This is a genomic window from Streptomyces sp. NPDC029139, assembly GCF_055564335.1.
The window spans coordinates 570,700-595,999 of the sequence record NZ_JBVHWN010000004.1 but is presented as its reverse complement, the minus strand read 5'-3'; the positions used below and the strand labels follow the sequence as shown (position 1 = coordinate 595,999).

At 72.1% G+C, this 25,300-nt stretch carries 25 protein-coding genes; 10 read left to right on the top strand and 15 right to left on the bottom strand.

The features are described from left to right. Positions 1 to 2: 2 nt before the first annotated feature. Genes ACZ4VW_RS13840 through ACZ4VW_RS13830 form a run of 3 tightly spaced genes read right to left on the bottom strand, consistent with a single transcriptional unit; the run spans position 3 to position 3,618 of the window. Positions 3 to 1,691 (bottom strand): L-aspartate oxidase, encoded by a 1,689-nt coding sequence (locus ACZ4VW_RS13840; RefSeq protein WP_467961781.1) that lies wholly within the window; start codon positions 1,689 to 1,691, stop codon positions 3 to 5. After that, positions 1,688 to 2,710: a pantoate--beta-alanine ligase gene (gene panC, locus ACZ4VW_RS13835; protein ID WP_467961779.1), complete on the bottom strand. Its 1,023-nt coding sequence runs from the start codon at positions 2,708 to 2,710 to the stop codon at positions 1,688 to 1,690. Before panC ends, ACZ4VW_RS13840 begins: the two co-directional genes overlap by 4 nt. After that, positions 2,707 to 3,618 carry a Rossmann-like and DUF2520 domain-containing protein gene (locus ACZ4VW_RS13830; RefSeq protein WP_467961777.1) on the bottom strand — a complete coding sequence of 304 codons (912 nt, stop codon included), beginning with the start codon at positions 3,616 to 3,618 and terminating at the stop codon, positions 2,707 to 2,709. The genes panC and ACZ4VW_RS13830 overlap by 4 nt, the downstream gene beginning before the upstream one ends. A 148-nt stretch (positions 3,619 to 3,766) precedes the next feature. Between ACZ4VW_RS13830 and ACZ4VW_RS13825 the strand changes: the two genes are divergently transcribed. Continuing rightward, a complete protein-coding gene (locus tag ACZ4VW_RS13825) occupies positions 3,767 to 4,921 on the top strand; it encodes a threonine aldolase family protein (protein WP_467961776.1) in 1,155 nt (384 codons plus the stop codon). 49 nt (positions 4,922 to 4,970) lie between these two features. Here ACZ4VW_RS13825 and ACZ4VW_RS13820 read toward each other — a convergent pair whose 3' ends face one another. Continuing rightward, the gene (locus ACZ4VW_RS13820; protein ID WP_467961774.1) at positions 4,971 to 5,645 is read right to left on the bottom strand and encodes a response regulator; all 675 of its coding nucleotides are present in this window, start codon (positions 5,643 to 5,645) and stop codon (positions 4,971 to 4,973) included. An 18-nt stretch (positions 5,646 to 5,663) separates the two neighbouring features. Beyond that, a complete protein-coding gene (locus ACZ4VW_RS13815) occupies positions 5,664 to 6,866 on the bottom strand; it encodes a DUF7134 domain-containing protein (protein ID WP_467961772.1) in 1,203 nt (400 codons plus the stop codon). Between the two features lie 97 nt (positions 6,867 to 6,963). Between ACZ4VW_RS13815 and ACZ4VW_RS13810 the strand changes: the two genes are divergently transcribed. Further along, a complete protein-coding gene (locus ACZ4VW_RS13810) occupies positions 6,964 to 7,941 on the top strand; it encodes an SAM-dependent methyltransferase (RefSeq protein ID WP_467961770.1) in 978 nt (325 codons plus the stop codon). A 284-nt stretch (positions 7,942 to 8,225) separates the two neighbouring features. Beyond that, entirely contained in the window at positions 8,226 to 9,368 is a 1,143-nt protein-coding gene (locus tag ACZ4VW_RS13805; protein ID WP_467961768.1) for an NADH-quinone oxidoreductase subunit D, read from the top strand. 88 nt (positions 9,369 to 9,456) lie between these two features. Here the strand turns inward: ACZ4VW_RS13805 and ACZ4VW_RS13800 are convergent, their stop codons facing one another. The 4 genes from ACZ4VW_RS13800 to ACZ4VW_RS13785 form a co-directional block, all read right to left on the bottom strand. Beyond that, a complete protein-coding gene (locus tag ACZ4VW_RS13800; protein WP_467961766.1) occupies positions 9,457 to 10,470 on the bottom strand; it encodes a hypothetical protein in 1,014 nt (337 codons plus the stop codon). Between the two features lie 131 nt (positions 10,471 to 10,601). Further along, positions 10,602 to 11,579 (bottom strand): ABC transporter substrate-binding protein, encoded by a 978-nt coding sequence (locus ACZ4VW_RS13795; protein ID WP_467961764.1) that lies wholly within the window; start codon positions 11,577 to 11,579, stop codon positions 10,602 to 10,604. 102 nt (positions 11,580 to 11,681) lie between these two features. After that, positions 11,682 to 12,344: an ABC transporter permease gene (locus tag ACZ4VW_RS13790; protein WP_467961762.1), complete on the bottom strand. Its 663-nt coding sequence runs from the start codon at positions 12,342 to 12,344 to the stop codon at positions 11,682 to 11,684. A gap of 1 nt (position 12,345) precedes the next feature. Next, entirely contained in the window at positions 12,346 to 13,032 is a 687-nt protein-coding gene (locus ACZ4VW_RS13785) for an ABC transporter permease (protein ID WP_467961760.1), read from the bottom strand. 142 nt (positions 13,033 to 13,174) lie between these two features. On the opposite strand from ACZ4VW_RS13785, the gene ACZ4VW_RS13780 reads away from it, so the two are divergent. Next, positions 13,175 to 14,260: an ABC transporter ATP-binding protein gene (locus ACZ4VW_RS13780; protein WP_467961758.1), complete on the top strand. Its 1,086-nt coding sequence runs from the start codon at positions 13,175 to 13,177 to the stop codon at positions 14,258 to 14,260. Here the strand turns inward: ACZ4VW_RS13780 and ACZ4VW_RS13775 are convergent. Then, positions 14,247 to 15,359, bottom strand: coding sequence for an alpha/beta hydrolase (locus ACZ4VW_RS13775; protein WP_467961756.1), 1,113 nt, complete (start codon positions 15,357 to 15,359; stop codon positions 14,247 to 14,249). The two genes, ACZ4VW_RS13780 and ACZ4VW_RS13775, sit on opposite strands and share 14 nt — an antisense overlap. Before the next feature lie 171 nt (positions 15,360 to 15,530). Here ACZ4VW_RS13775 and ACZ4VW_RS13770 point away from each other — a divergent pair, with 171 nt between their 5' ends. The 6 genes from ACZ4VW_RS13770 to ACZ4VW_RS13745 all read left to right on the top strand — a co-directional run bounded on the left by ACZ4VW_RS13770 (position 15,531) and on the right by ACZ4VW_RS13745 (position 20,430). After that, positions 15,531 to 17,363, top strand: coding sequence for a phosphatidylglycerol lysyltransferase domain-containing protein (locus ACZ4VW_RS13770; RefSeq protein WP_467961754.1), 1,833 nt, complete (start codon positions 15,531 to 15,533; stop codon positions 17,361 to 17,363). A 52-nt stretch (positions 17,364 to 17,415) separates the two neighbouring features. Continuing rightward, positions 17,416 to 18,276: a dihydropteroate synthase gene (gene folP / locus ACZ4VW_RS13765; RefSeq protein ID WP_467961752.1), complete on the top strand. Its 861-nt coding sequence runs from the start codon at positions 17,416 to 17,418 to the stop codon at positions 18,274 to 18,276. Beyond that, on the top strand, positions 18,273 to 18,731 hold the full coding sequence (locus tag ACZ4VW_RS13760; protein WP_467961750.1) for a nuclear transport factor 2 family protein: 459 nt from the start codon (positions 18,273 to 18,275) through the stop codon (positions 18,729 to 18,731). The genes folP and ACZ4VW_RS13760 overlap by 4 nt, the downstream gene beginning before the upstream one ends. A gap of 202 nt (positions 18,732 to 18,933) precedes the next feature. After that, the gene (folB, locus tag ACZ4VW_RS13755) at positions 18,934 to 19,293 is read left to right on the top strand and encodes a dihydroneopterin aldolase (RefSeq protein ID WP_158988273.1); all 360 of its coding nucleotides are present in this window, start codon (positions 18,934 to 18,936) and stop codon (positions 19,291 to 19,293) included. Next, positions 19,290 to 19,889, top strand: a complete 600-nt coding sequence (gene folK, locus ACZ4VW_RS13750) for a 2-amino-4-hydroxy-6-hydroxymethyldihydropteridine diphosphokinase (RefSeq protein ID WP_467961748.1) — start codon at positions 19,290 to 19,292, stop codon at positions 19,887 to 19,889. Before folB ends, folK begins: the two co-directional genes overlap by 4 nt. 49 nt (positions 19,890 to 19,938) lie before the next feature. After that, the gene (locus ACZ4VW_RS13745) at positions 19,939 to 20,430 is read left to right on the top strand and encodes a DUF3180 domain-containing protein (RefSeq protein ID WP_467961746.1); all 492 of its coding nucleotides are present in this window, start codon (positions 19,939 to 19,941) and stop codon (positions 20,428 to 20,430) included. Between the two features lie 3 nt (positions 20,431 to 20,433). Here ACZ4VW_RS13745 and ACZ4VW_RS13740 read toward each other — a convergent pair whose 3' ends face one another. The 5 genes from ACZ4VW_RS13740 to hpt form a co-directional block, all read right to left on the bottom strand. Next, entirely contained in the window at positions 20,434 to 20,961 is a 528-nt protein-coding gene (locus ACZ4VW_RS13740) for an SMI1/KNR4 family protein (protein WP_467961744.1), read from the bottom strand. A 46-nt stretch (positions 20,962 to 21,007) separates the two neighbouring features. Further along, entirely contained in the window at positions 21,008 to 21,766 is a 759-nt protein-coding gene (locus ACZ4VW_RS13735; RefSeq protein WP_467961742.1) for a hypothetical protein, read from the bottom strand. 71 nt (positions 21,767 to 21,837) lie between these two features. Beyond that, the gene (folE, locus tag ACZ4VW_RS13730) at positions 21,838 to 22,443 is read right to left on the bottom strand and encodes a GTP cyclohydrolase I FolE (RefSeq protein ID WP_467961740.1); all 606 of its coding nucleotides are present in this window, start codon (positions 22,441 to 22,443) and stop codon (positions 21,838 to 21,840) included. A 97-nt stretch (positions 22,444 to 22,540) separates the two neighbouring features. Continuing rightward, complete coding sequence (ftsH, locus tag ACZ4VW_RS13725; RefSeq protein WP_467961738.1) at positions 22,541 to 24,574, bottom strand: ATP-dependent zinc metalloprotease FtsH; 2,034 nt, start codon at positions 24,572 to 24,574, stop codon at positions 22,541 to 22,543. 161 nt (positions 24,575 to 24,735) lie between these two features. Beyond that, on the bottom strand, positions 24,736 to 25,275 hold the full coding sequence (gene hpt / locus ACZ4VW_RS13720) for a hypoxanthine phosphoribosyltransferase (protein ID WP_132917781.1): 540 nt from the start codon (positions 25,273 to 25,275) through the stop codon (positions 24,736 to 24,738). Positions 25,276 to 25,300: the final 25 nt, after the last annotated feature.

The following is a 25,300-nucleotide window of genomic DNA, read 5'->3' as shown; positions in this document are numbered from 1 at the left end:
GGTTACGGCTCCCTGGGGGCTTCGGGGGTGACGGAGGGAAAGTCTGCGGTGGCGGTACGGCGGACCACGAGCCGCCCGTCCGGGGTGAGGCGCACGATCAGATGGCGCCGCCAGTCCTCGTCGCGCTCGGGGTGGTCCTCGCGCCAGTGGCAGCCGCGGGTCTCCTCGCGCTCCAGGGCAGCGGCGACCAGCACGCGCGCGACGCACAGGAGGTTCGTCGTCTCCCAGGACTCGACGCCCGGTTCCGCCGCCTTGCCGGAGCGCTCCTCCGGCGCCGTGAGGCTCAGCGTCTCCAGGGCGGCGGCGGCGTGCCCGAGGCTCTCGTCGGAGCGCAGCACCCCGGCGTCCGCGCTCATGATCCGCTGGACGCGGGCCCGGGCCTCGGGCGCGAGCAGCGGCAGCACCGACGCGGTGCCGGGGACGACCGGCAGGCCCTCGCGGTGCGGGCCGCGCGTGGCGATGTCCTCGGCGATCCGCTCGGCGAAGACCAGGCCCTCCAGGAGCGAGTTGGAGGCGAGCCGGTTGGCGCCGTGGACGCCCGTGCAGGCCACCTCACCGCACGCGTAGAGGCCCGGGACGGTGGTCCGGCCGGTCAGGTCGGTGCGGACGCCGCCGGAGGCGTAGTGGGCCGCGGGGGCGACCGGGATCGGCGCGGTGACCGGGTCGATGCCGTGGGCCCGGCAGGCGGCCAGGATCGTGGGGAACCGGGTCTCCCACATCTCGGCGCCGAAGTGCCGGGCGTCGAGGTACATGTGCTCCGCGCCCTGCTCCTGCATGCGGCGCATGATCGCCTTGGCGACGATGTCGCGGGGAGCGAGCTCGGCCAGCTCGTGCTGCCCGAGCATGAAGCGGACCCCGTCGGCGTCGACGAGATGGGCGCCCTCGCCCCGTACCGCCTCGGAGACCAGCGGCTGCTGGCCCTCGGAGTCGGCGCCGAGGAAGAGCACCGTGGGGTGGAACTGGACGAACTCCAGGTCGGAGACCTCGGCGCCGGCGCGCAGGGCGAGCGCGACGCCGTCGCCGGTGGAGACGGCCGGGTTGGTGGTGGCCGAGAAGACCTGGCCCATGCCGCCGGTGGCGAGGACCACGGCGGGGGCGCGGACGGCGCCGACGCCGTCGTGCTGGCCCTCGCCCATGACGTGCAGGGTCACCCCCGCCGTGCGGCCCTCGTCGTCGGTCAGGAGGTCCAGGACGAGGGCGTGCTCGACCGTGCGCACCCCCTGGTCCCGTATCGCCTCGACGAGGGCGCGGGAGATCTCGGCGCCGGTGGCGTCGCCGCCGGCGTGCGCGATCCGGCGGCGGTGGTGGCCGCCCTCGCGGGTCAGGGCGATCTCCCCGTCGGCGGTCTTGTCGAAGTCGGCGCCGGTGGCGATCAGCCGGCGGACGGCGTCGGGGCCCTCGGTGACGAGCAGCCGTACGGCCTCGGTGTCGCAGAGCCCGGCTCCGGCCACGAGGGTGTCGTCGAGGTGCTGCTCGGGGGTGTCGCCCTCGCCGAGCGCGGCGGCGATGCCGCCCTGTGCCCAGCGGGTGGAGCCGTCGTCCAGGCGGGCCTTGGTGACGACGACCGTGCGCAGCCCGGCGGCCGTGCAGCGCAGGGCCGCGGTCAGCCCCGCGACGCCGGAGCCGACCACGACGACATCGGCGTCGATGGCCCAGCCCGGCGCGGGCGCGTGCAGCCGTATTCCGGTCACTTCGTGGCTCCGAACGTCAGCGGGATGTTGTCGATCAGCCGCGTCGACCCCACGCGCGCGGCGACGGCGAGGATCGCCTCGCCGTCGTGGTCGTCGGCGACCTCGGTGAAGTCCGCGGGATCGACCAGGGCGAGATAGTCGAGGGTGAGCGGCGGCTCGGCGGCCGCCGCGTCGTCGAGAACGGCGCGCGCCGCAGCCCGTACGGCTCCGGCGCCACTGCCCTCGGACGCCTGCGCCACCGCGTGGGCGTCGGCCGCGGCCCGCGCCTCGCCGAGCCGGGAGAGCGCTTCCGCGCGCGTCTCGGCGCGGTTCTGCGCGCCGGGCAGCGAGTCGGCACGCGCCCGCAGCGCCTGCTGGGCCGCGAGCCGGTCGCCCGCGGCGAACAGGGCGCGGGAGAGGGCGAGGGCGGTGCGGCGCTCGCCGCCGGAGAGATAGCGGTTACGGCTCGACAGGGCGAGGCCGTCGGCCTCGCGGACGGTCGGCACACCGATGATCTCGACCGGGAAGTTCAGGTCGCGGACCATCCGGCGGATCAGCGCCAGCTGCTGGGCGTCCTTCTGGCCGAAGAGGGCCAGGTCGGGCCGGGTGAGGTGGAGCAGCTTGGCCACGACGGTCAGCATGCCGTCGAAGTGCCCCGGCCGGGAGGCGCCTTCGAGGCGCTCGCCCATGGGGCCCGCGGTGATCCGGACCTGGGGTTCCCCGCCGGGGTAGACCTCGTCGACGGACGGGGCGAACACCAGGTCCGCACCGGCCTCCGCGGCGATCGTCAGGTCCGCGTCCAGCGTGCGGGGATAGCGGTCGAGGTCCTCGCCCGCGCCGAACTGGAGCGGGTTGACGAAGACGGTGGCGACGACGACGCCCTCGCGGCCCACCCGCTCGCGGGCGGAGCGGATCAGCGTGGCGTGCCCCTCGTGGAGGGCTCCCATGGTCATGACGACGGCGACCGGGCCGCGCGGCGAGCGGTCCAGGCGGTCGTCGAGGTCGTCGCGCGTGTGGAGCAGCTCGGCGCCCCGGCTCATCGGTCGTCCCCCTCGGCGAGCACGCCCAGCAGGTCCTCTGCCAGCTCGGGCTTGAGCAGACCGTGCGCGAGCGCGCGGTCCGCGGTCGTACGGGCCATCGCCAGATAGCCGGCGACGGTGCCCGGCGCGTGCTTGCGCAGCTCGGCCACATGGGCGGCGACCGTGCCGGCGTCCCCGCGCGCCACGGGGCCGGTGAGGGCCGCGTCGCCGGAACGCAGGGCGTTGTCCAGGGCGGCGCCCAGGAGGGGGCCGAGCATCCGGTCGGGGGCGGCGACCCCTGCCGTACGCAGCAGCTCCATCGACTGGGCGACGAGCGTGACCAGGTGGTTCGCACCGAGGGCGAGGGCCGCGTGGTAGAGCGGGCGGGCCTCCTCCTCGACCCACTCGGGCTCCCCGCCCATCTCGATGACCAGGGCCTCGGCGGCGAGCCGCAGTTCCTGGGGCGCGGTCACGCCGAACGAGCAGCCGGCCAGCCGCTGGACGTCGACGGAGGTTCCGGTGAAGGTCATGGCGGGGTGCAGGGCGAGGGGCAGCGCGCCGGCGCGGCGCGCGGGCTCCAGGACCCGCACGCCGTACCGCCCGGAGGTGTGCACGAGCAGCTGCCCGGGCCGTACGGCCCCGGTCTCCGCGAGGCCCTCGACCAGGCCCGGCAGGGCGTCGTCGGGAACGGTCAGGAGCACCAGCTCGGCGCGGGCGAGCACCTGCGCGGGCGACATGATCGGCACGTCGGGGAGCAGGGCGGCGGCGCGGCGCACGGACGCGTCGGAGACCGCGGAGACGGCGACGGGCCGATGCCCGGCGAGCTGGAGGGCGGCGGCGAGGGCGGGTCCCACCCGGCCGGCTCCGACGACTCCGACGGTGAGTCGCGCGGGTCGGTCTTCCGCTCGGGGTTCTGCTGGTTGGTTCACGCGGCAACGGCCTTCCGTTCCAGTCCGCGGGGGGTACCGGACGATTTCTGGTCATGCTACGCCAGCGTTTCGCGCTCCTCCGTGGCTGTCCACAGGGTGTGGGCGGCGGTGTGGGCACTGGCGCGGACAGCGGTGTGATGATCGGCGGATGGACGAGTCGGAGCAGGACGCGAAACGGTACAGGGCCTCGGTGTGGTCGCGGGCGGGACGGGCGCTGTGGCGCTCGCCCGTGGAGGCGTCGGTCGGAGAGCGGCTGGGCGAGCTGGCGGAGCTGGCCCGGAGCGGCCGCACGCTCATGGATCCGCACGAGTTGACCGACGCCTACGGCGGTGGCGCGGTCGCCGAGGTGGAACGGCGGGTCGCCGAGGAGCTGGGCTTCCCCGCGGCGGTGTTCTTCCCGACCGGCACGATGGCCCAGCAGGTGGCGTTGCGCTGCTGGTCGGGGCGGACCGGCAGCCCGGTGGTCGGGCTGCACCCGCTCGCCCATCCGGAGGTGCACGAGAGCGACGCGCTGACCGCCGTGGCCGGATTGCGCACGGTGCACCTGACGGACGAGCCCCGGCTGCCGACGGCCCAGGAGGTACGGGACCACCCGGAGCCGTTCGGGACGCTGATGCTGGAGCTGCCGCTGCGGGAAGCGGGCTTCGTGCTGCCGGCCTGGAACGAGCTCGTGGCCGTGGTGGACGCGGCGCGCGAACGCGAGGCGGTGGTGCACATCGACGGCGCGCGGCTGTGGGAGAGCGCCCCTCACTTCGGGCGCGGACTGCGGGAGATCGCGGGGCTCGCGGACAGCGTGTACGTGTCCTTCTACAAGTCCCTGGGCGGGATCTCGGGGGCCGCGCTGGCCGGCCCGGAGGAGGTGATGGACGAGGCGCGGGTGTGGCTCCACCGCTACGGCGGGCTCGTCTTCCAGCAGTTCCCCGCCGCACTGTCCGCGCTGCGCGGCCTCGCCGTCGAGCTGCCGAGGCTGCCCTCGTACGTGGCGCACGCGCGCGTGGTGGCGGACGGCCTGCGGGCCGGCTTCGAGGAGGCGGGGGTGCCCTGGTTCCGGATCCACCCGGAGACCCCGCACACCCACCAGTTCCAGGTATGGCTCCCGTACGACCCCGAGGTCCTGACGGCGGCGTCCCTGGCCCTGACGGAGGCGACGGACACGGTGCTCTTCCGGCGGTGGTCCCCGCCGCCGGCGGGCGGCCCGCCGGGACTGGCGGTGACGGAGGTGACGGTGGCCGAACCGGGGCTCGCGTGGTCGGAGGGGGACGTACGGGAGGCGGTCGTGGCGTTCCTGTCCCGGATCGCCTGACCCCGCGGCCGCCCGGGGACGGGCCGTCGGGCCCCGGCGCGGCGGACGGTCAGACCGCCCCGCCGCCCGCCCGCACCAGGCCCGTCTCGTAGGCGAGCACCACCACCTGCACCCGGTCGCGCAGGCCCAGCTTCGTCAGGATGCGGCCGACGTGCGTCTTCACCGTCGCCTCCGACAGCACCAGCCGGGCGGCGATCTCGCCGTTCGACAGGCCCTGGGCCACCAGGAGCATCACCTCGCGCTCCCGGTCGGTGAGCCGCTCCAGCTCCTTGTGCTGCGGCTCCTTCCCCGACGAGGGCAGCATCGGGGAGAAGCGGTCGAGCAGCCGGCGCGTCGTCGACGGGGCCACGACCGCGTCGCCGCTGTGCACGGAGCGGATCGCGCCGAGCAGCTCGCCCGGCGGCACGTCCTTCAGCATGAAGCCGCTCGCGCCCGCCTTCAGGCCGGAGAAGGCGTATTCGTCCAGGTCGAAGGTGGTCAGGATCAGGACCTTGGGGGCGCCGGGATCCGAGCAGATCCGCCGGGTCGTCTCGACGCCGTCGAGCTTCGGCATCCGGACGTCCATCAGCACCACGTCCACCGTCGTGGAGCGCAGCACCTCCAGCGCCTCCACGCCGTCGCCCGCCTCGGCCACGACGTCCATGTCCGGCTGGGCGGCGAGCACCATGCGGAAGCCGGTGCGCAGCAGCACCTGATCGTCGACGAGCATCACGCGGATGGACATGAAGATCCTTAAAGGTCGTCAGTGGGCGGGCTTCAGGGGGAGCAGGGCGCTGACGCGGAAGCCGCCCCCCGGACGCGGGCCCGCGTCCAGGGTGCCGCCGACCATGCCGACCCGCTCCCGCATGCCGATCAGGCCGTGGCCCCGGCCGTCGGCGCCCCCGTCCTCGTACATCTCCTGGGTCGCTCCCCGCCCGTCGTCCTCGACGAGCAGGCCCAGGCCGTCGTCGAAGTACACCAGGCGGACGCTCGCCCCGGCGTCCGGGCCGCCGTGTTTGCGGGTGTTGGTGAGGGCTTCCTGCACGATCCGGTACGCCGTCAGCTCGACGCCGCTGGGCAGCGGCCGCGGCGTGCCCTCGATCCGGAAGTCGACGGTCAGACCGGCCCCGCGGACCTGCTCGACGAGGTCCTCGATCTGCTGGACGTCGGGCTGGGGCACGTACTCCCCCGCCTCCTTGTGCTCACCGGTGCGCAGGATGCCGAGCAGCCGCCGCATCTCGGCGAGCGCCTGGCGGCCGGTGGAGGAGATCGTCTCCAGGGCCTGCTTGGCCTGCTCGGGCGAGGCGTCCAGGACGTAGGCGGCACCGTCGGCCTGGACCACCATCACCGAGACGTTGTGCGCGACGACGTCGTGCAGCTCGCGGGCGATGCGGGCGCGCTCGGCGGCGACGGCGACCTTGGCCTGCGCCTCACGCTCCTGCTCCAGGCGGGAGGCGCGCTCCTCCAGCTGGGCGAAGTAGGCGCGGCGGGTGCGCAGCGAGTCGCCGAGCACCCAGGCCAGGGCGAACGGCACGGTCATGATCACCGTGAAGAAGACATGGGCGAGCACCGACCCCGGGCCCTCCGCCGGCCAGCGCAGCTGGGAGAGGGTGGCCGCGCTCAGGCCGCCGACGAGCGCGACGCGCGAGGCCCAGCGCGGGCCGTCGCCGACGGCCACGGTGTAGATGATCACCAGGAAGGCCAGGTTCGCGAAGAACGGCATCAGGTCGAAGGCGAGCTGGACGACGCCCAGCGCGACGGCGAGCAGCAGCATTCTCTCGGGCACGCGGCGGCGCAGGGCGACCACGAGCGAGAACAGCGCGGCGACGACGCCGTACGCGGCCGGGTGGTCGACCGCCGGGTCGAGCGAGCCCACCCACAGCAGGGAGAGCCCGAAGAGGACGACGGCCCAGAAGGTGTCGACGCCCGTCGGGTGTCTGCGGATGAAGTCGTAGAGGCGCTGCACGTAACCCAGCGTAGGCAAGGGAGATAGGTGCAGGGGTCAACCGTGGGGTCGATCCTTGACGGGAGGGCCGTACTCCGCAAGGTGGAGACTGGGGCCCGTGACGGATGAGACGTGTCAGTGGCAGGGGTGGCGCGAGGCCACGGAGCAGGCGCTGTACGGGCCCGGGGGCTTCTTTCTGCGCCCCGAGGGCCCCGCCGGCCACTTCCGCACCTCGGTGCACGCGTCCCCGCTCTTCGCGGGGGCCGTGGCCCGGCTGCTGGCGGGGGTGGCGGAGGAACTGGGGACGGACGAGCTCGCGTTCGTCGACGTGGGCGCGGGGCGGGGAGAGCTGGTGGCGGGCGTGCTGGCCGCCGCGCCGGCGGGGCTCTCGGTACGGGCGTACGGCGTGGAGCGGGCCGCGCGGCCCGAGGGCCTGGATCCGCGGGTGGAGTGGACGGACCGGGTGCCGGAGGGAGTCCGCGGACTGCTCTTCGCGAACGAGTGGCTCGACAACGTGCCGGTGGAGGTCGCGGCCGTCGACGCGGCGGGGTCCGTCCGGTACGTCGAGGTGCGGGTGGACGGGACCGAGCGGCTGGGGGGCGTCGTGGAGGGTCCGGACGCGCGGTGGCTGGAGCGGTGGTGGCCGCTGCGGGAGCCCGGCGAGCGGGCGGAGATCGGGCGCACGCGGGACGAGGCGTGGGCGGCGGCGGCCGGGGCGCTGGCGGCGGGGACGGCGGTGGCGGTGGACTACGGGCATGTACGGGAGTCCAGGCCGCCGTTCGGGACGCTGACGGGCTTCCGCGCGGGGCGGGAGGTGGAGCCGGTGCCGGACGGCTCGTGCGACCTGACGGCGCACGTGGCGATGGACGCGGTCGCCTCGGCCGGCGGGGAGCGGTCGGAGCTGGTCACCCAGCGGGAGGCGCTGCGGCGGCTGGGGGTGAGCGGGGAGCGGCCGCCGCTCTCGCTGGCGTCGAGCGACCCGGGGGCGTACGTACGGGGGCTCGCCGCGGCGGGCGAGGCGGCCGAGCTGACCGCACGAGGCGGGCTGGGGGACTTCCTGTGGCTCACGCGGAGGGTGCGGGGCGCGGGGGCGTGACGGGGCGCGGGGCTCCGGCACTCGGGGCGCGGGGGCGTGACGGGGCGCGGGGCTCCGGCGCTCGGGGCGCGGGGCCTGGCGGGGCGCCGCCCCCGGGGCCAGGGGCATGTCCGGGCGTCGCCCCCGGGGGTTGTGCCCACCCGTTCCGCCCCGCGGGACGATTGCCCACAACGGCAGGGGGCGGGGTCCGGCCTGCGAACGGGTTTCCACAACGGGCCGGGGAGCGGGTCCGGACCGCGGGACGGGTTCCCACTTCGGCCGGCCCGGCAGGGATACTGGCTCCCATGACGGAGACGACGGTCGGAATCGGCGGGGCGGCGGAGAGCACCGACATGGTGCTGAACATCGGGCCGCAGCATCCTTCGACCCATGGCGTGCTCCGTCTCCGCCTCGTTCTGGACGGCGAGGTGATCCGGCACGCCGAGCCGGTCATCGGGTACATGCACCGCGGCGCCGAGAAGCTCTTCGAGGCGCGCGACTACCGGCAGATCATCATGCTCGCCAACCGCCACGACTGGCTGTCGGCCTTCTCCAACGAGCTCGGTGTCGTCATGGCCGTCGAGCGGATGCTCGGCATGGAGGTCCCCGAGCGGGCCGTGTGGACCCGCACGCTGCTCGCCGAGCTGAACCGGGTGCTCAACCACCTCATGTTCCTCGGGTCGTACCCCCTCGAACTGGGCGGTATCACCCCGGTCTTCCACGCGTTCCGGGAGCGTGAGGAGCTCCAGGCCGTGATGGAGGAGGTCTCCGGCGGCCGGATGCACTACATGTTCAACCGGGTCGGCGGGCTCAAGGAGGACCTGCCGGCCGGGTGGCTCGGGCGGGCCCGCGCGGCCGTCGCCGACGTGCGGTCGCGGATGGACGTGTACGACAAGCTGGTCCTCGGCAACGAGATCTTCCGGGGCCGCACCCGGGACGTCGGCGTCCTCACCCCGCGGGCGGCACACGCGTACGGCGTCTCCGGGCCCATCGCCCGCGCCTCCGGCGTGGATTTCGACCTGCGCCGCGACGAGCCGTACCTGGCCTACGGGGAGCTCCAGGACACGCTGAAGGTCGTCACCCGCGAGGAGGGCGACTGCCTCGCCCGCTTCGAGTGCCTGCTGGAGCAGACGCACAACTCCCTGGACCTCGCCGACGCCTGCCTCGACCGGCTCGACGACCTCCCGCAGGGTCCGATCAACCAGCGGCTGCCGAAGGTGCTCAAGGCGCCCGAGGGCCACACGTACGCCTGGACCGAGAACCCGCTCGGCATCAACGGCTACTACCTGGTCTCCAAGGGCGAGAAGACGCCCTACCGGCTCAAGCTCCGCTCGGCGTCGTTCAACAACATCCAGGCGCTGACCGAGCTGCTGCCGGGCACGCTGGTCGCCGACATGGTGGCGATCCTGGGATCGCTCTTCTTCGTCGTCGGCGACATCGACAAGTAGCCCACCGGAGGCCCGCCGAAGCCGGTCGGACCGGCCGAAGCCCCACGGCCGGGGAAGGCGACGGAAGACGACGGAAGAAGGCCGGCGGTCAGGAGTTCACGGCCCCGCGCAGCTCCACCACGTCGATCTGCTCCGTCTCGTCGTGCGCGGTCAGGTCGATGACCTGGCCGATGGCCCGCGGCTCGGGGGCACGTCGGGCGACGGTCGCCAGGACCTCCTCGCCCACCACGTCGGCGAGATCGGCGTCCTGCACCGCCTCGATGGCGGCCGCCGCCTTCTGCGTACCGAAGAAGTCGAAGCCCCCCTCGGGACGGGGCACGGGGCGCCTGGCGGCGTACGGGACGATCGCGGCCGCGGCCGGGACGGCCCGGATCGCGGGTACGGCGGACGCCGGGGAAAGAGCGGGAACGACGGCGGTCGACGGGCGAGCGTGCTGCTCGGTGCCGGCGGCCGCCGCGTGCTTCCCCTGCGGCTCCTCCGTCTCCCGGGCGCGCTCGGCGAGATCGCGGCTGCGGGCGGCCTCCGCGGTGCGGCGGGCCTCCTGCGCGGCGGCGTTGCGCGCCAGGTCGCGCAGGGCCTCGGCGGCCCGGCGGTACGCGGCCGGGGTCGGCGCGGAACCGGCGGCGGCCAGCTCCTTCGCCGGGGCTGCCGACTCCAGGGCGAGCTGCCGGCGACCCTCCAGGGCGCTGGCGCGCTCGGTCTCCGCGGTGGCGTACCGGCGCAGCAGTGCCGCGTGCTCGCCCCGCAGTCCGGCGAGTTCGACCCGCTTGGCGCGCAGCTTCGCGTCGAGCTTGGCGCGCAGCTCGCGGGACTCCTCGAGGTCGGCCTCGAGTTCGGCTATCCGCTCCTCGGTCTTCCACTGGTCGGCGGTCCGGGCCCGGGTGAGCTCCGCGACCTGCCGGCCGGCGCTCCGGTCCCAACTGCGCATGATGACGCCGCCGGTGACCGCGGCGGCCGCCGCGGCCGCCACGAGCAGCCGCAGCACCACGGGATCGGCGAGCAACCAGGCACCCGCGGCACAGACGACCGACGCTCCGGCCACCGCCGAGGGCGGCAGGAGCTTGTGCAGAGGAGGGGAATGGCGGTGGCGTCCACGTGGCATGGCCTGAAATTTACCGTGCGTAGGCGCCGTATGGGGTGTCGGCCCGGCAATCTCTTGGCCACTTCTCGCCGCCGTTCTCAGCGCCGGGACCGTACCCCCGCCGGACCGGGCCGACTCCCCTTAGCCGGCCCCTACTTCTTGACCAGCCCCTTCGACTCCAGATAGGCCTTCGCGACGTCCGCGGGCTTCGCCCGCTCCGCGTCCACCTTCCGGTTCAGTTCGGCGAGATCGGCCGTCGTGAGCACCTTGGTGATCCTGTCGAGCGCGGCGGCTATCTCCGGCGATCCGGCGTCCTTCGCATTGACGACCGGCAGCACATTGTCGGCGTTCTGCAGCTTCTTGTCGTCGGCCAGGAAGACCAGCCCGAAGCTCTCGATCGTGGCGTCCGTCGTGGTGGTCAGCACCAGCTGGTCCACCCCGTCCTTCACCGCCTGCTTCGCCTGCGGCGTACCGACGCCCTTGGGGTCGACGCCGGTCACGTCGATCCCGTAGGTCTTCTTCAGACCCGGTGCGCAGAAGGGCCGGACCGCGCATTCGTCACCAGCCGCGATCTTCACCTTCAGCTTGGCGGCGCCCAGATCGGAAAGCGTCTTCAGCTTGTTCTTCTCGGCGAATTCCCTGGACACCGCGAAGGCGTTCTGGTCGACCGCCTCGCCGACCGCGAGGACCTTCAGTCCGCGCGGCTCCGCGAGCTTCTTCAGCGCCTCGACCGTGGCCGCCGCGTCCCCGGACGCGACCGGCTTCTCCTCGGGCGCCTTCGGGCCGTTCACCTTGGCATTGAGGAATTCCGCGATCGTCGCCGCGTATTCCGGTACGACGTCGATCTCGCCCTTCTCCAGCGACGGTTCGTACAGCTCGCGGTTCTTCACCGTGGTGACGGACGCGGAGTATCCGGCGTCGTTCAGCACCTGCGCGTACAGCTCCGCCAGCACCTTCGACTCGGTGAAGGCCGCGGCGCCCACGACGAGCGAGCCCTTGCCCGAGCCGCCGGCCGGCGCGTTGCTCTTCTCCAGGCTGTCGCCGCCGCACGCGGCGAGCCCGACGGCCAGCGCCGCCACGCCCAGAACCGCACCCGCGGTGCGCGAAGTCCTGCTCACGAGATCACCCATTCCGTTCGTCGTTCGTGGACCGTCATTCGAGGACGGTCGTTCGTGGACCGTCCTGCGTCCTGCGTCGTCGTCACCGGGCATTGCCGTCACCGGGTCCTGTCGTCACCGGGTCCCGCGGCCGAGCAGCCGGTCCGCCCCGACCAGCACCGCCTCCACCACGAGGGCGAGCAGCGCCACGAGCAGCGCGCCCGCGACCACCTGCGGCGTGTTGTACGTGTTGAAGCCCGCCGTGATGATCCGGCCCAGGCCCCCCTGGCCGGCCATCGCCGCGATGGTCGCCGTGGCGACGACCTGCACGGCGGCCGACCGCAGACCCGTCATGACCAGCGGCCGGGCGAGGGGCAGCTCGACCCTCCGGAAGACCTGCCCGCCCGACATGCCCATCCCCCGCGCGGCCTCGACCACCGCCCGGTCCACCTCCCGCACGCCCACGTACGCGTTGGTGAGCAGCGGCGGCACCGCGAAGAGCACCAGGGCGATCACCGTCGGGACGTACCCGGCGTTCCGCAGCGGCGACACCATGAACAGGGCGAGGACCGCGAAGACGGGGATCGCCCGCCCGACGTTGGAGACGTTGACGGCCACCGTGCCGCCCTTGCCGAGGTGTCCGAGCCCGAGCCCCACCGGCAGCGCGACGGCGCAGGCCACCAGGAGCGCGACCCCGCTCACGTACACATGCTCACCGAGCCGGTGCCAGACCCCGCCGTCACCCGCCCAGTGGGCACCCGTCGCCAGCCAGGTCCACGCCTCCGCCACGACTCCCATGTCACACGCCCCCCACCGCGGCGCGTATACGGGTCCACGGTGTGAGCAGCCGCTGGACGCCCAGCAGCAACAGGTCCGCGGCCACGGCGAGGAGCACGCACAGCACGGACGCGGCGAGCACCTGCGCCTTGAAGAAGGTCGGCAACGCGTCCTCGATGAGGTTCCCCAGCCCGCCGCGTCCGACGATCGAACCGACCGTCGTCAGCGCGATCGTGGAGACCGTCGCCATCCGTATGCCGGCCATCAGCGCCGGGAGCGCGAGGGGCAGTTCGACCTCCCACAGCAGCCGGCCCGGGCCGTACCCCATGCCGCGCGCGGCCTCCCTCGTCTCGGCCGGCACCGCCTCCAGGCCCGCCAGGAGGTTCCGCACGAGGATCGTCAGCGAGTACAGCACGAGCCCGGTCACCACCAGCGCCGCGGACAGCCCGAAGAACGGCAGCAGCAGCGAGAACATCGCCAGGGACGGGATCGTGTACAGCAGCGTCGTCAGGCCGACGACCGGGCCGGCGAGGCGCGGACGGGCCCGCACGAGCAGCGCCATCGGAAAGGCGACGGCGAGACCGATCAGTACGGACACGACCGTGATCCCCACGTGCTGGAGCGTCGCGTCGGTCAACTCCTGGCTGCGGGAGCGCAGATACTCCCCGCAGATCCAGTCGTTCGCCACCAGACAGCTCGACGCGCTCATAGGCCCTCCCCCCGGTCGCCCACCCTGCCGAACGTATGTCCAGCGACCCTAACCCCCGCCACCGACAATCGCCGAGGACCGCCACAATGCGGCAACAGGCCCTTCACACACCCCCGGCCGCCAACCCTCAGAATGGGGAACCATGATCCGGTTCGAGCAGGTGACCAAGCGGTACGAGGACGGCACGACGGCCGTCGACGGCCTCTCCTTCGAGGTGGCCGAGGGCGAACTGGTCACCCTCGTCGGCCCGTCGGGCTGCGGCAAGACCACCACCATGAAGATGGTGAACCGGCTCATCGAGCCGACCGAGGGGCGGATCCTCCTCGGCGGTGAGGACATCTCCGCGGTCGACCCTGTCCGGCTGCGCCGCCGGATCGGTTACGTCATCCAGCAGGTCGGCCTCTTCCCGCACCGCACCGTCCTCGACAACACCGCGACCGTCCCCCACCTCCTCGGCGCCCCGCGCGCCCGGGCCCGCGCCCGCGCCGCCGAACTCCTCGACCTGGTCGGCCTCGACCCGAAGAAGTACGGCGACCGCTACCCCGAACAGCTCTCCGGCGGGCAGCGCCAGCGCGTCGGCGTGGCCCGCGCCCTCGCCGCCGACCCGCCCGTGCTGCTGATGGACGAGCCTTTCGGCGCCGTCGACCCCGTCGTCCGCGAGCGCCTGCAGAGCGAGTTCCTCAAGCTCCAGGCGCAGGTCCGCAAGACCGTCCTGCTGGTCACCCACGACCTGGAGGAGGCCGTCCGCCTCGGCGACCGCATCGCCGTCTACGGGCAGGGCAGGATCGAGCAGTTCGACACCCCCGCGCGGGTGCTCGGCGCCCCCGCCACCCCGTACGTCGCCGCGTTCGTCGGCGCCGACCGCGGCCTCAAGCGGCTCTCCGTCACCCCGGTCGACACCGCCGCCCTGGAGGAGGTCCCCGTGCTGCGTACGGACGAGGCCGCACCGGCCCCCGGCGCCCCCTGGGCCCTCGTCCTGGACGGCGCCGGCCGGATCGCGGGCTGGGTGTCGGCCGACGACCCCGGCCGCACCCGCCCGGCCCCCGAGCCGGTCCCCCTCGGCTCCTCGCTGCGCGAGGCGCTCGCGGCGCTCCTGCGGCACGACACCGGCTGGCTTCCCGTCACCGACCCCGCGGACGGCGGCCGGTACCTCGGCGTCCTCACCCCCGCCGGCGTCCACCGCGCCCTGCGCGCCGCCTCCGCGGAGAGCGCGCTCAGTTCGCGCTGAGCCGCCCGCTCATCCACACCAGACCCGGCGGGATCTCCCGGTTCCAGGTGTTGAAGTTGTGCCCGCCGCTGTCGAGAGTGATCGAGGAGACCCGCGCCGGGGCCTTCACCTTCCTGATGAAATCGAGCGTCCCCCTGCGGTTCCCCTCGCCCTCCTTCGACGTCGTCACCAGGAACGACGACTTCCCCCGCGGCGCGTGGTCCAGGCTCCACAGCAGGTCGGCGCGCTTGCGCGCCGCGTCGTCGCCGTGGAAGAGGTCGCCCGTCGTCACGTCCTCGGCCGCCTTGTAGTACGCCGAGAACCCCGCGCCCGCCGCGAACCGGTCCGGATGGTGCAGCGCGATCTTCAGCGCGCAGTACCCGCCTGTCGAGTTCCCCATGAACCCCCAGTTCCGCGCCTTCGTCCCCACCCGGTACGTCTCCGAGACCGCCTTCGGCAGGTCCTCGGCGAAGAACGTCTCGGTCTGCGGGCCCCCAGGAATGTCCACGCACTCCGTGTCCCGGGGCGGCGCCACGGTCGGGCGCAGCATCACCAGGATCATCGGCCGCATCTTCTTCTCCTTGGCCTGCAGATACGCCGTCCTCGGATACCTCAGCCCCTTGAGGAGGTTCTCGGCCGTGCCCGGATAACCGGTCAGCACCACCGCGGCCGGGAACGTGCTCCTCGCGTACTCCTTCTGGAAGTACTCCGGCGGCAGATACACGTACGCCGGAGAGTCGATCTTCGACTTCTCCCCCGCGATGACCACCTTCTGGATCTGCCCCCCGACCGCCGGACGGCCCCCGCCGGGCACGTCCAGCGCCTGCGTCCTGACCACCTTGACGTCCTTGGAGCCGGCCGAGTGGTCGACGACCACCCCCATGTCCTGCTCCTGACCGAAGAGGTCCGCCCAGGACCCGTAGAAGAGAAAGGAGTTGTTCGCCGCGAGACCGACCGACGCGAACAGCGCGAGCTGGGTGGCCAGCAGCAGCCCGATCCGGCCGAGCACGGACCGGAACCCGCCGCGGGACAACCGCGGCCACAACCAGACCGTGGCCACGAACAGCACCACCGCCACCGTGACGGCCAGCGCCAGAACCTTGCTGCTGGTGAGACCCATGAGCGACCGAGCCCTCTTCCTCTTCCCGAGAATTTCCCGAACCTGAATGAACCCGCTCAGCCACGCGGCCGTCCTAGAAGGCGCACGACCTCCGGCACGGCCCGCCCCTGACCACCGCGCGGCCGCCGGTCCACCAAATCTTTCGCGGAACCACGGGAAGCACGGGAAGCGATGTCTGTCACGCTAGATGGGGACAAATCAGGATCGGTTCCGGTTCGGGTACGCCGGATTCTGCGCGGACCCCGCCCGGAAAAGGTCCCCTCCCTCGTCGGAACGGCCTGCACCCTCATCGGCCTGATCGACATCGCCGCGGGCGTCTTCCCCCGCTTCCGGGCCAGCCGCATGCACGCCGTCGCCGAAATCCTCCCCGGCACGCTCGGACCGCTCTCCGCGGCCCTCTCCCTCAGCGCCGGCGTCCTCCTCCTGCTGCTCGCCCACGGCCTCAAGCGCCACAAGCGCCGCGCCTGGCGAGCCGCCGTCGTCCTCCTGCCCCTCGGCGCCGCCGCCCAGTTCGTCTGGCGCCACTCCGTCCTCGGCGCCCTGCTCTCCCTCGCCCTGCTCGCCCTGCTGCTGCGCCACCGCGACCAGTTCGCCGCCCTCCCCGACCCCCGCAGCCGCTGGAAAGCACTCGCCAACTTCGTCCTCATGGGCGCCGGATCCATCCTCCTCGGCCTGATCATCGTCAGCGCCCACCCCCGCCGCGTCATCGGCAGCCCCAGCCTCACCGACCGCCTCGAACACGTCCTGTACGGACTCCTCGGCTTCGAAGGCCCCGTCGGCTACACCGCCGACGTCGACTGGACCGTCGGCTACTCCCTCGGCGCCCTCGGCATGCTCACCGCCCTCACCACCATCTACCTGGCCTTCCGCCCCGAACACCCCGCCGCCCGCCTCACCGAGGACGACGAGACCCGACTGCGCGCCCTCCTCGACAAGCACGGCGCCCGCGACTCACTCGGCCACTTCGCCCTCCGCCGCGACAAGGGCGTCGTCTTCTCCCCCAGCGGCAAAGCCGCCGTCTGCTACCGCGTCGTCTCCGGCGTCATGCTCGCCAGCGGCGACCCCATCGGCGACGTCGAGGCCTGGCCCGGCGCCATCGACCGCTTCATGGACGAGGCCGAAGCCCACTCCTGGACCCCCGCCGTCATGGGCTGCTCCGAGACCGGCGGCGAGGTCTGGACCCGCGAGACCGGCCTCGACGCCCTCGAACTCGGCGACGAGGCGGTGGTGGACGTCGCGGATTTCTCCCTCTCCGGGCGCGCCATGCGCAACGTGCGCCAGATGGTGAAGCGGATCGAGCGCAACGGCTACACCACCAAGGTCCGCCGCGTCCGTGACCTGTCCGACGGCGAACTCGCCCGCGTCCGCCGCGCCGCCGCCGACTGGCGCGGCACCGACACCGAACGCGGCTTCTCCATGGCACTCGGCCGGATCGGCGACCCCGGCGACGCGGACGCCGTCATAGCCACCGCCCACAAGGACGACCCCGACTCGCCCTACGGCGACCTCAAGGCGATCATCCACTTCGTCCCCTGGGGCCCGGACGGCATGTCCCTCGAACTCATGCGACGCGACCGCTCCGCCGACCCCGGCATGAACGAGCTGCTCATCGTCGCCGCCCTCCAGCACTCCCCCCGCCTCGGCATCGACCGCGTCTCCCTCAACTTCGCCATGTTCCGCTCCGCCCTCGCCCGCGGCGAGAAGATCGGCGCCGGACCCGTCCTCCGCGCCTGGCGCGGACTGCTCGTCTTCCTCTCCCGCTGGTTCCAGATCGAGTCCCTGTACAAGTTCAACGCCAAGTTCCAGCCCCGCTGGGAACCCCGCTTCGTCGTCTACCGCAAGAGCCGCGACCTCCCCCGCATCGGATTCGCCGCCATGCAGGCCGAAGGCTTCCTCACCCTCGAACTGCCCCGCCCCTTCGCCCGCCGCCGCGCCGACGCCCAGCCCCGCCCCTGCGCCCACATCGTCACCCCCCGGACCGACCCCGAGGTCCGGGCGGCCTGACCGGCACCCCCGGACCGGCGCCCCCCGACCGGCCAGCCCCTAGTCTGGACATATGAGTACGTTGATCGGCCGGGGCACGGCCCAGGGCCTGCCGGAGTGGGACCGCTGCGCGGTCATGGGCGTCGTGAACGTCACCCCGGACTCCTTCTCCGACGGCGGCCGCTGGTTCGACACCACGGCCGCCGTCAAACACGGGCTCCACCTCGTCGCCGAAGGCGCCGACCTCGTCGACGTCGGCGGCGAATCCACCCGCCCCGGCGCCACCCGCGTCGACGAGGACGAAGAACTGCGCCGCGTCGTCCCCGTCGTCCGCGGCCTCGCCGCGGAAGGCGTCACCGTCTCCGTCGACACCATGCGCGCCTCCGTCGCCCGCGCCGCCGTCGCCGCAGGCGCCGCACTCGTCAACGACGTCAGCGGCGGCCTCGCCGACCCCGGCATGGTCCCCGCCGTCGCCGCCGCCGAGGTCCCCTTCGTCGTCATGCACTGGCGCGGCTTCAGCCAGAACATGAACAGCCTCGCCGTCTACGACGACGTCGTCACCGAAGTCGTCACCGAACTGCGCCACCGCATGGAAGCCGTCGTCGAAGGCGGCATCGCCCCCGAGCGGATCGTCATCGACCCCGGCCTCGGCTTCGCCAAACTCGCCCCCCACGACCTCGCCCTCGTCGCCCACCTCCCCGCCCTGCGCGCCCTCGGCAGACCCCTCCTCGTCGCCGCCTCCCGAAAGCGCTTCCTCGGCCACGTCCTCGCCCACGAGGGCTCCGCCCCGCCTCCCGCCCGCGAACGCGACGCCGCCACCGCCGCCGTCTCCGCCATCGCCGCCCACGAGGGCGCCTGGGCCGTCCGCGTCCACGAGGTCCGGGCCACCGCCGACGCCGTCAGGGTCGCCCGAGCCGTCGAGGGAGCCGCGTGACCCACCAGACCGACACCGAAGCGGTCGAGGCCGCCAACACCGCCTTCTACGAGGCGATGGAGCGCGGCGACTTCGAGGAGATCTCCGACCTCTGGCTCGACGACGGCGCCACCCCCATCAGCTGCGTCCACCCCGGCTGGCCCGTCCTCTCCGGCCGCGGCGAGGTCCTCCGCTCGTACGCCCTGATCATGGCGAACACCGAGTACATCCAGTTCTTCCTCACCGACCTCCAGGTCTCCCTCGCCGGCGACGTGGCCGTCGTCACCTGCACCGAGAACATCCTCAGCGGCGGCCCCGCCGAGGACGGCGCCGAACTCGGACCCCTCGTCGGCCAGCTCGTCGTCGCCACCAATGTGTTCCGCCGCACATTCGAGGGCTGGCGCATCTGGTCCCACCACGGCTCCCCCGTCCTCACCGAAACGGACGACGAAGAGGACGAGGAACCCGGCGCCTGACCGGATCCCCGCCCCTTTCGGACCACATCCAGGATTGGATCCCGCACCCCTGGGTAGGGGCCGCTCCCAGCCCCTGTGGCCGTCGCCTCAGCCCCCCATGGGCAAGCGCTGTCGGTGCCCGCAGGTAGATTCGATGCTGGACACCCGGCCGTCCGCAACCGGCTGCGTGGCCACAAGAACTACGACAGCAGGAGTGATTCGCGTGGATCGTGTCGCGCTGCGCGGCCTCAAGGCCCGAGGACACCACGGCGTCTTCCCCAAGGAACGCGAAGAAGGCCAGACCTTCATCGTGGACCTCGTCCTCGGCCTCGACACCCGCCCCGCGGCCGCCGACGACGACCTGACGAAGACCGTGCACTACGGCGTCGTCGCCGAGGAAGTCGTCGACGTCGTCCAGGGCGAGCCGGTGGACCTGATCGAGACGCTCGCCGAGCGCATCGCCCAGCAGTGCCTCAAGCACGCCGGCGTCCAGGAGGTCGAGGTCGTCGTCCACAAGCCGGACGCGCCGATCACGGTCCCCTTCGACGACGTCACCATCACCATCACCCGGAGCCGAGTATGAAAAGCACGCACAGCGACCCCACCGTGCAGCCCGTACCCGCCTCCGTCGTCGAGACCGTCGACGCCGCCGACATCACCCTCTCCAACCCCAAATGGGCCGTCATCGCCCTGGGCGCCAACCTCGGCAACCGCCTGGAGACCCTCCAGGGCGCCGTCGACGCCCTGGAGGACACCCCCGGACTCCGGGTGAAGGCCGTCTCCCCCGTCTACGAGACGGAACCCTGGGGCGTCGAGCCCGGCTCCCAGCCCTCGTACCTCAACGCCGTCGCCCTCGTGAAGACGACCCTGCCCCCCAGCTCCCTCCTGGAGCGCGCCCACGCCGTCGAAGAAGCCTTCCACCGGGTCCGCGAGGAGCGCTGGGGCGCACGCACCATCGACGTCGACATCGTCGCGTACGCCGAAGTCGTCTCCGACGACCCCGTCCTCACGCTCCCCCACCCCCGCGCCCACCAGCGCGCCTTCGTCCTCGCCCCCTGGCACGACGTGGACCCCGCGGCCCAGCTCCCCGGACACGGCCCCGTCGCCGACCTGCTGGCGATGCTCGGCAACGCCGGCGTCGTGCCGCGCGCCGACCTGGAACTCCGTCTGCCCGAGTAGTCGTTACGCTCGTGGGACACAGCCCCCGCGACGACACGAAGGACACCCGGTGAAACAACTGCGGCTCAAGGTTCTCGCCGGACTGTTCATCGTGGCCGGAATCCTGTCCTGGGGCGGCGCACGCCTCTGGGACGCGGTGGGATCCCTGCCGAGCGTGCCGCTGGCCGCGCCGATCGTCCTCGCGGCGATCGCGGTCGTCCTCGCGGCCACGGCCCTCTCCCTCCGCTCCCGCCTGAAGGCCCAGCGCGAGCGCCGCCCCGGCGCCAAGGGCGTCGAACCCCTGATGGCGGCCCGAGCCGTGGTCTTCGGCCAGGCCAGCGCCCTGGTCGCCGCCCTCGTCGCCGGCATGTACGGCGGCGTCGGCGTCTTCCTCCTCGGCTCCCTGGACATCCCGGCCCGCCGCGACCAGGCGATCTACGCCGGCTTCTCGGTCCTGGCGGGCATCGGCGTGATCGCGGCGGCCCTCTTCCTGGAGCACGTCTGCAAACTCCCCGAGGACGACAACGACGCCAACGGCAAGGGCACGGCCCCGGTCGCCTGAGGCTCAGCGGCAGAGCGCGTCGATGTCATCGGAGAACGACGCGAACTCGGCCTGAGCCTCCGCGACGATCGCCTGCGCGGTCCGGCGCGGAGTGGTGGCGTACCGCGCCGCGAGCGCGCCCAGGGCGGGGTTCGGACGTCTCTCACCCTCCACGTACAGCGCGGCCTCCATCGGCCCGAAGCCGTCGGCCAGCACCCAGAGGAAGTCGGACAGGTTCCCGGCGACCACTCCGCGCTCACCCTCGGACCCGAGGAACACCACGGGCTGCTCGACGAGCGGCCGCCCCGGCCTCACACACCAGAGCGCGGCAAGCCCCCCGGTCCCGTCCTGCCCGAAGATCCGGTACGCCCCTCCGTCGAGCTCGTGGTTCCCCGTCCAGTGCCGCAGCCAGTCGGAGGTCTCCTCGGCGGTCTCGAAGGCGTCGTACGGCTCGAAGTCGACGCCCTCGCCCTCCTCGTACGCGAACTCCACACGGGCCACCTCGGCGAGCGCGGGCGGAAAACGGCGGTCGTCGCCGGTCGTCTCGATCATGACCGCAGGCTAACCAGCCGCACTGACAGCACCGGACTACCAGGGCTCACGCACGAGGTGCCCACTCCGGAGCGATCTCAGCCAGGAACGGAACATTGGCGCTCGCGATCATGCGCGCGTGCCAATGCTTGGCCCGGTGGCCATCGCCTTCGACGTATCCGTCGAGGAACCCGCTGAACGTATCGATGTCACGAAGCACCACCCGCGGGAAGCGCTGCCGCATGTGGTGGGCGTCCCCGCCGACGTAGTGCCTCACCGCGTCGGCGAGGTACGAAGAGACCACACGGACCCGGAAGCCGGCCAGGTCCCGCTTCAGGTACCCGGACGGCCGACTGACCGCCTCCAGTCGCGCCGGAAGCCCCGTGCAGGCCGTCAGGGCTGCCGCGTAGCGGGCGGCGAAGCCCTCCTCGTTCACGACCAGCGACACGTAGTTCTTGCCGACCGTGCCGTCGGCGCACGTGGCACCCACGAAGTAGCCGAATGCGTACCCCGGCCTGATGGTCAGCCGCTCCCGGCGCGGTTTCCGCGCCGGCGTCCAGGCGATCGTCTCCCCGGCCGCGTCCTCCGCGTGCGTCCAGCCGTCCGGCGCGGCCGGCAGCAGGTCGGGGCTCGCCACGAAGGCCGTACGGTCCGTGACCACCTCGACGGCATCGCGCCCCTTCACCGCCGTCACGCCCGCGACCATCGTCTGCACTGTCCGGTCGCCGTCCAGCGTCCAGAGGGCGCTGCCCCGAACCACGTTCTTCGCCTGAGCCCAGCCGCCCACCCGGTTCACCAGCATCTTGCTGGAAAGCCCGTACCCCATACCGATTCCCCTTGATCAGCGATCAGCTCCGCTGATCGGGGACGGTATGGAGCAAGGCGGACAGCTCGCTACTAACGGGCCAATATCAGGGACATGGCCTCGGCTCGTGTAGTAGCGTCACGCAGTTGGCCACGTACCGCCGAGGTCGTCGTCTTCGCGCCCGGCTTACGGATGCCACGCAACGACATGCACATGTGCTCGGCCTCGATCACGACGATCGCGCCACGGGCCTCAAGGATTTCCATGAGCGAGTCGGCGATCTGCGTCGTCAGACGCTCCTGCACCTGCGGACGGCGGGCGAAGACGTCGACGAGACGCGCCAGCTTGGACAGGCCCGTGATCTTGCCCGTTTCAGCCGGAATGTAACCAATGTGAGCTACGCCATGGAATGGCAGCAAATGATGTTCACAGGTCGCGGTCAATTCGATGTCCTTCACAAGGACCAGCTCGTCGTGCCCCAGGTCGAACGTCGTCGTCAGGACATCCTCGGGCTTCTGCCACAGCCCGGCGAACAGCTCCTTGTACGCCCGCGCAACGCGCGCCGGCGTCTCCCTGAGCCCCTCGCGGTCCGGGTCCTCGCCGACCGCGATGAGGAGCTCTCGTACGGCGTTCTCGGCGCGCTTCTCGTCGAATACGCCGATCGTGCCCTCGCCGTCCAGCGTCACCGGGTCGGTCATCTGTGCCTCGTTCCGTCTGACTCACATGGCGCGAAAAATGCCGCGCCCCCACAGGCTAGAACCTGTGGAGGCGCGGCATCCATTCCGGGTGCGGAGGTCAGGCCTCCGGGGCGTCCTCCGGAGCCACCTCGATGCCGGTGGCCGGCGTCTTGGTGGTGTCCACCGTCGCGCTGCCGTTCGCGCCGTTCGTCAGTGCGAGCTCCTTGGGGGAGAGCACCGGCGGGCGGGTCGAGGGCGTGCGGCGGGAGGAGCCGGTCCAGGCCGGGCGGGCCGGGCGCTTGACGATCGGGGCGAAGATCTCGGCGATCTCCTCCTTGCCCAGCGTCTCCTTCTCGAGGAGCTGCAGGACGAGGTTGTCGAGGACGTCGCGGTTCTCGACGAGGATCTCCCACGCCTCGTTGTGCGCGGTCTCGATGAGCTTCTTGACCTCTTCGTCGACCAGCGCGGCGACCTCTTCCGAGTAGTCGCGCTGGTGCGCCATCTCGCGGCCGAGGAACGGTTCGGTGTTGTCGCCACCGAACTTGATCGCGCCGAGCCGCTCGGTCATGCCGTACTGCGTGACCATGGCGCGTGCGGTGGCCGTGGCCTTCTCGATGTCGTTCGCGGCGCCCGTGGTCGGGTCGTGGAAGACCAGTTCCTCGGCCGCGCGTCCGCCCAGCATGTACGCGAGCTGGTCGAGCATCTCGTTGCGCGTGGTCGAGTACTTGTCCTCGTCCGGGAGCACCATCGTGTAGCCGAGGGCCCGGCCGCGGGACAGGATGGTGATCTTGTGGACCGGGTCGGAGTTCGGTGAGGCCGCCGCGACGAGGGCGTGTCCGCCTTCGTGGTACGCGGTGATCTTCTTCTCCTTGTCCGACATGATCCGGGTCCGCTTCTGCGGGCCCGCGACCACGCGGTCGATCGCCTCGTCCAGGGAGTGGTTGTCGATCAGCTTCTTGTCCGAGCGGGCGGTGAGGAGCGCCGCCTCGTTCAGGACGTTGGAGAGATCGGCACCGGTGAAGCCGGGGGTGCGACGGGCGACGGCGCCGAGGTCGACGTCCGGGGCGACCGGCTTGCCCTTCTGGTGGACCTTGAGGATCTCGAGGCGGCCCTGCATGTCCGGGCGGTCGACGGCGATCTGCCGGTCGAAGCGGCCGGGGCGCAGGAGCGCCGGGTCGAGGATGTCGGGCCGGTTGGTGGCGGCGATCAGGATGACGCCGCCCTTTACGTCGAAGCCGTCCATCTCGACGAGGAGCTGGTTGAGGGTCTGCTCGCGCTCGTCGTGGCCGCCGCCGAGGCCGGCGCCGCGGTGGCGTCCGACGGCGTCGATCTCGTCGACGAAGACGATCGCCGGGGCGTTCGCCTTGGCCTGCTCGAAGAGGTCGCGGACACGGGAGGCGCCGACACCGACGAACATCTCGACGAAGTCGGAGCCGGAGATCGAGTAGAAGGGCACGCCGGCCTCGCCCGCGACGGCGCGTGCGAGGAGGGTCTTGCCGGTTCCGGGCGGGCCGTAGAGCAGCACGCCCTTGGGGATCTTGGCGCCGACGGCCTGGAACTTCGCCGGTTCCTGGAGGAATTCCTTGATCTCGTGGAGTTCCTCGACGGCCTCGTCCGATCCGGCCACGTCGGCGAAGGTGGTCTTCGGGGTGTCCTTGGTGATCAGCTTGGCCTTGGACTTCCCGAAGTTCATGACTCGGGAGCCGCCGCCCTGCATCTGGTTCATCAGGAACAGGAAGACGACCACGATGAGGACGAAGGGCAGCAGCGAGAGCAGCACCGACAGGAAGGGGCTCTGCCGCTCGGGTGAGACGGTGTAGCCCTTGTCGAGGTCGCCGGAGGCGGACTGCTGCTGGAGCGTGGTGGTCAGGTTGGCGCCCTGGTCACCGATGTAGCTGGCCTGGATCTTGGTGCTGCCGCCGTACTTGTTCTTGTCGGCGTCCTTCTTGAGTTCGACCTTGATGACCTGCTCGTCGCCGGTCGTCAGCTTGACCTGGTTGGCCTGCTTGTCAGTGATCGCCTGGACGACCTTGCTGGTGTCCACCGTCTTGTAGCCCTCGGACGAGCCGACGACCTGCATCAGCACGACCACGGCGAGGACGGCCAGCACGATCCACATGACCGGCCCACGGAAGTATCGCTTCACGTCCATCCATACGGAGCGAGAACGCTCCGTCCCTCCTGCCCGTAGGTAAATGCTGCTGTGAGAGCTGCTATGAGAAAAAGCTGTTCTTCGGACGGTACCTCAGCCAGGTGACCCGTGACCGCCTTCCCTTGCTCCAACGGCGGGAGGGCGGTACGGGTTCCCGGGCGTCAGCCTCCGTAGACGTGCGGCGCGAGTGTGCCGACGAAGGGGAGGTTGCGGTACTTCTCGGCGTAGTCGAGGCCGTAGCCGACGACGAACTCGTTGGGGATGTCGAATCCGATCCACTTCACGTCGATCGCGACCTTGGCGGCGTCGGGCTTGCGCAGGAGGGTGCAGACCTCGAGGGAGGCCGGTTCGCGCGAGCCGAGGTTGGAGAGCAGCCAGGACAGCGTGAGGCCGGAGTCGATGATGTCCTCGACGATCAGGACGTGCTTGCCCTTGATGTCGGTGTCCAGGTCCTTGAGGATCCGGACGACGCCGGAGGACTGGGTGCCGGCGCCGTAGGAGGAGACGGCCATCCAGTCCATGGTGACGGGAGTGGACAGCGCGCGCGCCAGGTCCGCCATCACCATCACGGCACCCTTGAGGACGCCGACGATGAGCAGGTCCTTGCCCGCGTACTCCGCGTCGATCTTCGCGGCCAGCTCGGCCAGCTTGGCGTCGATCTCTTCCTTGGTGATGAGCACCGACTTGAGGTCGGTGCCCATGTCCTTCTCGTTCACCCGGGTCACT

Excerpts from the sequence above, each read along its gene's own strand:
- panC (WP_467961779.1), bottom strand. The coding sequence starts at position 2,710 with ATGAGCCGGGGCGCCGAGCTGCTCCACACGCGCGACGACCTCGACGAC.
- ACZ4VW_RS13825 (WP_467961776.1), top strand. The coding sequence starts at position 3,767 with ATGGACGAGTCGGAGCAGGACGCGAAACGGTACAGGGCCTCGGTGTGG.
- ACZ4VW_RS13820 (WP_467961774.1), bottom strand. The coding sequence starts at position 5,645 with ATGTCCATCCGCGTGATGCTCGTCGACGATCAGGTGCTGCTGCGCACC.
- ACZ4VW_RS13805 (WP_467961768.1), top strand. The coding sequence starts at position 8,226 with ATGACGGAGACGACGGTCGGAATCGGCGGGGCGGCGGAGAGCACCGAC.
- ACZ4VW_RS13800 (WP_467961766.1), bottom strand. The coding sequence starts at position 10,470 with ATGCCACGTGGACGCCACCGCCATTCCCCTCCTCTGCACAAGCTCCTG.
- ACZ4VW_RS13795 (WP_467961764.1), bottom strand. The coding sequence starts at position 11,579 with ATGGGTGATCTCGTGAGCAGGACTTCGCGCACCGCGGGTGCGGTTCTG.
- ACZ4VW_RS13790 (WP_467961762.1), bottom strand. The coding sequence starts at position 12,344 with ATGGGAGTCGTGGCGGAGGCGTGGACCTGGCTGGCGACGGGTGCCCAC.
- ACZ4VW_RS13785 (WP_467961760.1), bottom strand. The coding sequence starts at position 13,032 with ATGAGCGCGTCGAGCTGTCTGGTGGCGAACGACTGGATCTGCGGGGAG.
- ACZ4VW_RS13780 (WP_467961758.1), top strand. The coding sequence starts at position 13,175 with ATGATCCGGTTCGAGCAGGTGACCAAGCGGTACGAGGACGGCACGACG.
- ACZ4VW_RS13775 (WP_467961756.1), bottom strand. The coding sequence starts at position 15,359 with ATGGGTCTCACCAGCAGCAAGGTTCTGGCGCTGGCCGTCACGGTGGCG.
- ACZ4VW_RS13770 (WP_467961754.1), top strand. The coding sequence starts at position 15,531 with ATGTCTGTCACGCTAGATGGGGACAAATCAGGATCGGTTCCGGTTCGG.
- folP (WP_467961752.1), top strand. The coding sequence starts at position 17,416 with ATGAGTACGTTGATCGGCCGGGGCACGGCCCAGGGCCTGCCGGAGTGG.
- folK (WP_467961748.1), top strand. The coding sequence starts at position 19,290 with ATGAAAAGCACGCACAGCGACCCCACCGTGCAGCCCGTACCCGCCTCC.
- ACZ4VW_RS13740 (WP_467961744.1), bottom strand. The coding sequence starts at position 20,961 with ATGATCGAGACGACCGGCGACGACCGCCGTTTTCCGCCCGCGCTCGCC.
- ACZ4VW_RS13735 (WP_467961742.1), bottom strand. The coding sequence starts at position 21,766 with ATGGGGTACGGGCTTTCCAGCAAGATGCTGGTGAACCGGGTGGGCGGC.
- folE (WP_467961740.1), bottom strand. The coding sequence starts at position 22,443 with ATGACCGACCCGGTGACGCTGGACGGCGAGGGCACGATCGGCGTATTC.
- ftsH (WP_467961738.1), bottom strand. The coding sequence starts at position 24,574 with ATGGACGTGAAGCGATACTTCCGTGGGCCGGTCATGTGGATCGTGCTG.
- hpt (WP_132917781.1), bottom strand. The coding sequence starts at position 25,275 with ATGGGCACCGACCTCAAGTCGGTGCTCATCACCAAGGAAGAGATCGAC.